This is a genomic window from Vibrio sp. V03_P4A6T147, from assembly GCF_002241085.1.
GTDB classification, from domain to species: domain Bacteria; phylum Pseudomonadota; class Gammaproteobacteria; order Enterobacterales; family Vibrionaceae; genus Vibrio; species Vibrio anguillarum.
Map to the genome: position 1 here is coordinate 1 of NZ_NDIO01000211.1, position 5,744 is coordinate 5,744.

6 protein-coding genes are annotated in these 5,744 nt (G+C 42.6%); 1 reads left to right on the forward strand and 5 read right to left on the reverse strand.

Annotation, left to right across the window (positions count from 1 at the left end; genetic code table 11):
- Nucleotides 1-69: 69 nt before the first annotated feature.
- From tnpA to B9J84_RS08415, 5 genes are all read right to left on the reverse strand, one after another.
- A complete protein-coding gene (gene tnpA, locus B9J84_RS08395) occupies nucleotides 70-507 on the reverse strand; it encodes an IS200/IS605 family transposase (protein WP_094123939.1) in 438 nt (145 codons plus the stop codon).
- A gap of 207 nt (nucleotides 508-714) precedes the next feature.
- On the reverse strand, nucleotides 715-1,689 hold the full coding sequence (locus B9J84_RS08400; RefSeq protein ID WP_026027355.1) for a chemotaxis protein: 975 nt from the start codon (nucleotides 1,687-1,689) through the stop codon (nucleotides 715-717).
- 24 nt (nucleotides 1,690-1,713) lie between these two features.
- Complete coding sequence (locus tag B9J84_RS08405; RefSeq protein WP_013856665.1) at nucleotides 1,714-2,493, reverse strand: ABC transporter substrate-binding protein; 780 nt, start codon at nucleotides 2,491-2,493, stop codon at nucleotides 1,714-1,716.
- 157 nt (nucleotides 2,494-2,650) lie between these two features.
- The gene (locus tag B9J84_RS08410; RefSeq protein WP_013856664.1) at nucleotides 2,651-3,331 is read right to left on the reverse strand and encodes a response regulator; all 681 of its coding nucleotides are present in this window, start codon (nucleotides 3,329-3,331) and stop codon (nucleotides 2,651-2,653) included.
- Nucleotides 3,328-4,947 carry a sensor histidine kinase gene (locus tag B9J84_RS08415; RefSeq protein WP_017044817.1) on the reverse strand — a complete coding sequence of 540 codons (1,620 nt, stop codon included), beginning with the start codon at nucleotides 4,945-4,947 and terminating at the stop codon, nucleotides 3,328-3,330. Before B9J84_RS08415 ends, B9J84_RS08410 begins: the two co-directional genes overlap by 4 nt.
- A 361-nt stretch (nucleotides 4,948-5,308) precedes the next feature.
- Between B9J84_RS08415 and B9J84_RS08420 the strand changes: the two genes are divergently transcribed.
- Complete coding sequence (locus B9J84_RS08420) at nucleotides 5,309-5,563, forward strand: hypothetical protein (protein ID WP_013856662.1); 255 nt, start codon at nucleotides 5,309-5,311, stop codon at nucleotides 5,561-5,563.
- Nucleotides 5,564-5,744 lie beyond the last annotated feature (181 nt).

The following is a 5,744-nucleotide window of genomic DNA, read 5'->3' on the forward strand; positions in this document are numbered from 1 at the left end:
AGTAAAAATCCGCCTTCTTAGAAGGCGGCTTTGGTTTATAGCCCCCTATAAGGGGGCATCCCTGCGCTGCTAGTTTATCTTCAACTCTAACTGCGCCTCATATTCTTGATCTTTCTTGTCTTGGTGCCTTACGTAACGCCTGATGATTTCTTCATTCACACCAACTGTGTCAACAAAGTATCCCCTTGCCCAAAAATGATTACCCCACAGTTTCTTTCTTATATGTGGGAACTTGTTAAACAAGCGGATTGCTGAACGCCCTTTCAATACTCCCATCAACGTTGATATCGAAACTTTTGGTGGAACTATCACAACCAAGTGAACGTGATCCGGCTGAACATTTAATTCCAAGACTTCACAATCTTTCATATTGCACAAAATATAGATTGAGCGATAAAGCTCCTTACCTACATTCCCTTTCAAGATCTTAAATCTGTATTTCGGAGCCCAAACTATATGGTATTTGCAACGCCAATATACATGTGATGAACTTCTATAATCGCCCATGTTTTTAGTTTCCTCTTACTTGTGGTGAATAAGAGGTTTACTTCTAGCATGGGCACTCCTTCGGGCAATAGCCCCAAGGTTCAATCACCACCGCCCAAGGCGGTGGTTTAGGGATGACAACAAAAAGAGCCTCAAATGAGACTCTCCTTAATTGGTCGCAGACTGACCGCTATACCCAAACAACTCTAAGTGGGAAGAGTATAAAGGTTAAGCAAATACATATTTATCCATCAGGGTGACCATTTTGCCAATTTCGGGTTTGGTCAAGGTATCATCAGCACCCAGTGCTAATGCTTTGGCTCGGTTATCATCACTCATGATCGAGGAGAACATCACTATCGGCGTTGTTTTATAAGTTTCGCTGTCACGCAAGCGCTTCAACAAGTGCATACCATCCATGCGCGGCATTTCTACATCCGTTACGATCGCATTCACTAACTCTGTCACGGGTACGTTTTCGGACTTGGCTACTTTTTCAATTTCCATCAATTTCTCATAGGCTTCACCACCGTCTTTACACGCAATAATGTTGTAGCCTGCAGAGCTTAATGTGTCTTGTATTAAACTGCGGATAAACGCCGAATCATCCACCACCATGATGGTTTTCGCATTACGTTTGCTGATCATTTTTTGGTTGAGGTCGACCGATCTGTCCACCGTGACATCGTATTTTTCCATACTCAATTCAGGGTTGATGTCAGCGATGATTTTCTCAAAATCCAAAATCATGATCAGGTTGCCGTCTTTGCGAACAACCGCCACGACGCAATCTTGCTCACCCGCTTCTAAAAACTGACTCGGCGATTCAACATCGTTCCAAGAAATACGGTGAATACGACTAATGCTGTCAATCAAAAAGCCATTGGTCATGCGGTTAAAATCCGTCACGATAACAAACTTTCGATCAAGGCTTGGATTAGTAGGCACACCAAGCCAACCGGCAAGATCAACTAACGGAGTCAGTACATCACGTGACGAAAATACACCGATCATATGCGGCTGAGCATTGGGATAATCGGTGGTATCAGGAACTTGTATCACTTCCCTAACTTTCGCAACGTTAATGCCGTAATAGCAGGTTTTCGTGCGTCCATCTGGCAGTACCTTTTCTAAATGGAACTCAATAATCTCAAGTTCGTTGGTACCACTCTCTGTCAAAATTGTACTACTTGGGTTGCTCATACTGGTCACTAATCTTAAGAATGGTTATTGGTATTTGTTTAATATGGCTTGATATCGATTAACACCGTCTTCATTAACCGTGTTCTTTACTTTATCAATACCCATTTGTAAATCGTCTAATAGTGTTTGGTCTATATTTTTATTAAAAGCATAGTAAAGTAATCCCTGCTTTAACACATAAAGTGTTTCAAATTGATCGGGGGCATATCCTGCTTGTTTTATCCACCAATGGGCTGACCGTTCATCGTATGCAATCAAATCAATACGCTTTTTCACTAACTGCTCTGCCAACATCGTGACATCCGTTGCTTCTTGCATTGAGTCTCTAGGAACACCATATTGCAATAGCATTTGTTCGCCGACGTCATCTTTTATCACCCCTATCTTATAGGAGGTAATTTCTAAAGGTTCCCCAAGTTTGATATTACTGCCTTTACGTGCAATTACCGAAACTTTGATATCATCAATTGGGCCTACCCAATGAAATAATTCCTCTCTGTGTGACGTCCTTGTTGTCGAGAAAAGTACTCCGTCTTTTTTCAAAATGGTAGAGCGGTAAGAACGAGCCCACGGTTGCAATACGATTTGGCTCAATAATACGTCATGTCCTGAGAATTTAGCGGCTTCTTGAAGTAAATCAACCGAAATTCCAGTGATTTTGCCCTGATTCATAAAATTAAAAGGGGGATAGGCCTCTGTATAATACGTTAGTGTTTCAAGACTAGCGGGATAAGCAGGTGATGATGCCAACACACTGATTAGCCACATAGGTAGAATAGTACGCAGATATTTGATTACGTTCATCCTCTCTCCTACATGATGTTATCTGCCTTTTGTCCTTAAACTTTAGATGGGGTTTGAAACGCCGTCTAGTTCATCGCAAGCATTCATCATCAACAATACGAACGACGTGATTAAATAGCATTAAATTTCATGCGGTTAACTCATTAAATCTCTCGGCCTAACGCACAACTTTTTTATAGCAACGCTCCGGGCGACCAACCGTGCCGTAATTTAAGTCGGCGGTTAGCTCACCACTGCTGATTAAATATTCCAGATAACGCCTTGCCGTGGTTCGACTTGCGCCAATTTTTTCTCCCGCTTCGTCCGCGGTCAAACTGCATGGTGTATTAAAAAGATGGCGTATTTTGTCTAGCGTAACCCCATCAATTCCTTTAGGAAGACGCAGATGAGTGGGAAGCTCACTGGTATTGGCTGTCAACATTTTATCAACTACGTTTTGGTCAACATCAGCCACGGAGCCCAGCTCTAATTGTTGGGTTTGGTATTTCTTCAATGCCGATTCAAGACGGGGAAACATGACTGGCTTGAGCAAGTAATCAACTACGCCACCACGCATTGCCTGTTGTAGCGTCTCAACATCGCGCGCTGCAGTAATCAAAATTACATCACAGCCTTGGTTGTTGCCTCGAACTTTCTGTAAGAGATCGAGCCCCGTACCATCCGGTAGATAAACATCCAGCAATACTAAATCGGGTTTGAGGATATCTAACTGCAATTGGGCATCGGCGTGAGTCGTTGCAATGCCAATGACTTCAAATCCCTCAATTTGTGTCAAGTAACGATGATGTAATTGCGCAATCGCGATATCATCTTCAATGATCATGACACGGGTATTCATACTTGTTCTTCCTTAGGCAGATAAACCGTAACTCTTGTTCCAACATCTTGATTACTTTTCATTTCTAGCTGCCCTTGATAGCGATCAGCTAACTGTTTTACCAGGTGTAAACCCACACCTCGGTTATGTTTTGCTTTGCTAGAGACTCCCTTTTGCCATAATTGCTGTGGCGACATTTGTTCGGGTAAACCACACCCTTTATCATCCACTTCAAGAATAATTTCGGCACCATAATCGCTGAGTGACACTTCAATGATGCGTCGTTCTTGTGTCACCCGTTTTTCATTGCGGATCATCGTGAGTGTCGCATCAAATGCATTGTCAATCAGGTTACCCAAGATAGTGACGATATCTTCGGCATTGATACGCTGCGGCAAAGGTTCTAGACGCGATCCCTCTTCAACGACTAACTCCAAACCAAGTTCACGAGCCCGCTCAGTTTTACCCAGCAGCATTCCGGCAATGAGTGGATCTCTAACTGTCTCGCGTAGAAATTCAATGAGCGATTGGTAATGAGCCGTTTCTTGGCCGATTAAATGCTGAACCGCTTCCAGCTCTCCCATCTGTACAAGCCCACTGATGGTGTTGAGTTTGTTGCGATGTTCGTGAGTTTGAGAGCGCAGCATTTCAGCATACTCTTTGGTTTGGGAGAGTTGCTCGGTTAACTCGTTGATTTCATCTCGGAGGCGGAAGCTGGACACCGCCCCAACCACTTTACCGTCAACAATAATCGGACTTCGATTGGCGATCAGACGCTGTTGATTGAGGTACAGCTCGATGTCGTGATCAGGCGTGCCACTTTCAATAACACTCATGAGATCACTTTCAGGTAGAAACAGAGAGAGTGGTTGATTAAGCGCTTTCTCTCGGTTAATCGCCAAAATCTCACACGCACTTTTATTAATGGAACGAAGAATACCCGCCTCATCAATACTTAAAATGCCTTCCTTTAAGGTACTCATGGTGACATCGAGTTCGACATACAATCGGCCAATCTCTTCTGGTTCAAAACCGAGTATCGCTTTCTGAAAACGGCGTGAGGCGTAGCTGGAAAGTACAGCATTCGCCAGCACTACCAGCAGTGCCATCCCAATTAGATAGATGAGAAAAGGTTCAATTTTATCTTGTAGTCGTTCTATTAAGTAACCAACTGACACCACACCAACGATTTGTCCTTGGGCATTTTTTACCGCCGATTTTCCACGCACGGATTTACCCAATGAACCCTGAGCAAAAGAAACGTATGACTCACCATGTAGCAAAGCTTGATCATTATCTCCCCCTTTCATGGGAAGACCAATTCGTTCATCAACAGGATGGACTAAGCGGATCCCATGTTGATCGCCGATAACAATGAAGGTTGCACCGATTAATTTTGTTAACTCTCGATAACGCTGTTGGTGATCCACCCCACTACCAGATTCAAGCATATCGACCACTGATGGAGTTTGAGCAAGAAATGAAGCAACCCCTAAGGCCTTTAAGCCCATCTCTTCTTCTTGAGAATGTTTGATGTACACAAAACCAGCGGCAACTAACAGCAGTAATTCAATCAACCCTGAAAGAGTCATTATGATCAGCATACGCTTACGAAAACTGATACTACTCCACACCATAAATCCCTCTTTAACTCTGCATACAAGCTAACACTTATTTAACATTTGAGCGAAGAGAGAAACGAATAACTGTGAACAATACTACGCATTCCACGCACCATTTTGGTTCGTTTTATTGCAATCTATTTCGAAGACTTGCCAAGCAGAATATGCACGAGGTTTTATAAAAAATTATCATGGTTATTTCGTGATCTATATCACGCCTATTTTAGAAAAATTTTATCTTATAATGCAAAAGCATTTGTATACTAATTGTGCAGTGAAGAAGATGATGAGGAAACCTCACAATAAAGATAGCCCTATAATAACCATACCAATTGCTATCGATTCCATTCATAACATTGTCAGAAGGACACTTACAATGAAACGCGATGCCTTTGGAATTTGCCTTTCCCGAGATATGCTGTTTAACCATTTACAGTCAACCTTTACTCACGTTCGGGCTTATGAAGAAATAGCGACTGAGTCAAATGATGACCTGAGAGTGCTACTCGCTTTCCCGCAGATGTCGGGTAAGGACGTGCTGACCACGATGCAAGGTAGTACAAACGTGAGAGGTAGTAAAAAATTGGTTTGGCGGGCCGATTATCTCTGCCCTTCTTACCATAAGTATTAAATTTAAATATTGAATTTTGATGATATGCGCTTCATGCTAGCGCATATCACTTGCTGTTGTTTCGACATTTCAACCCATCACACTGTTGACTTCCGCAGCAAAAAACTAGAGCATTAACTCTAATTATTATTACTCGAGCTTAGCATGAAAGCGAAAACACTCAGCCTATTCGTCTTTACTC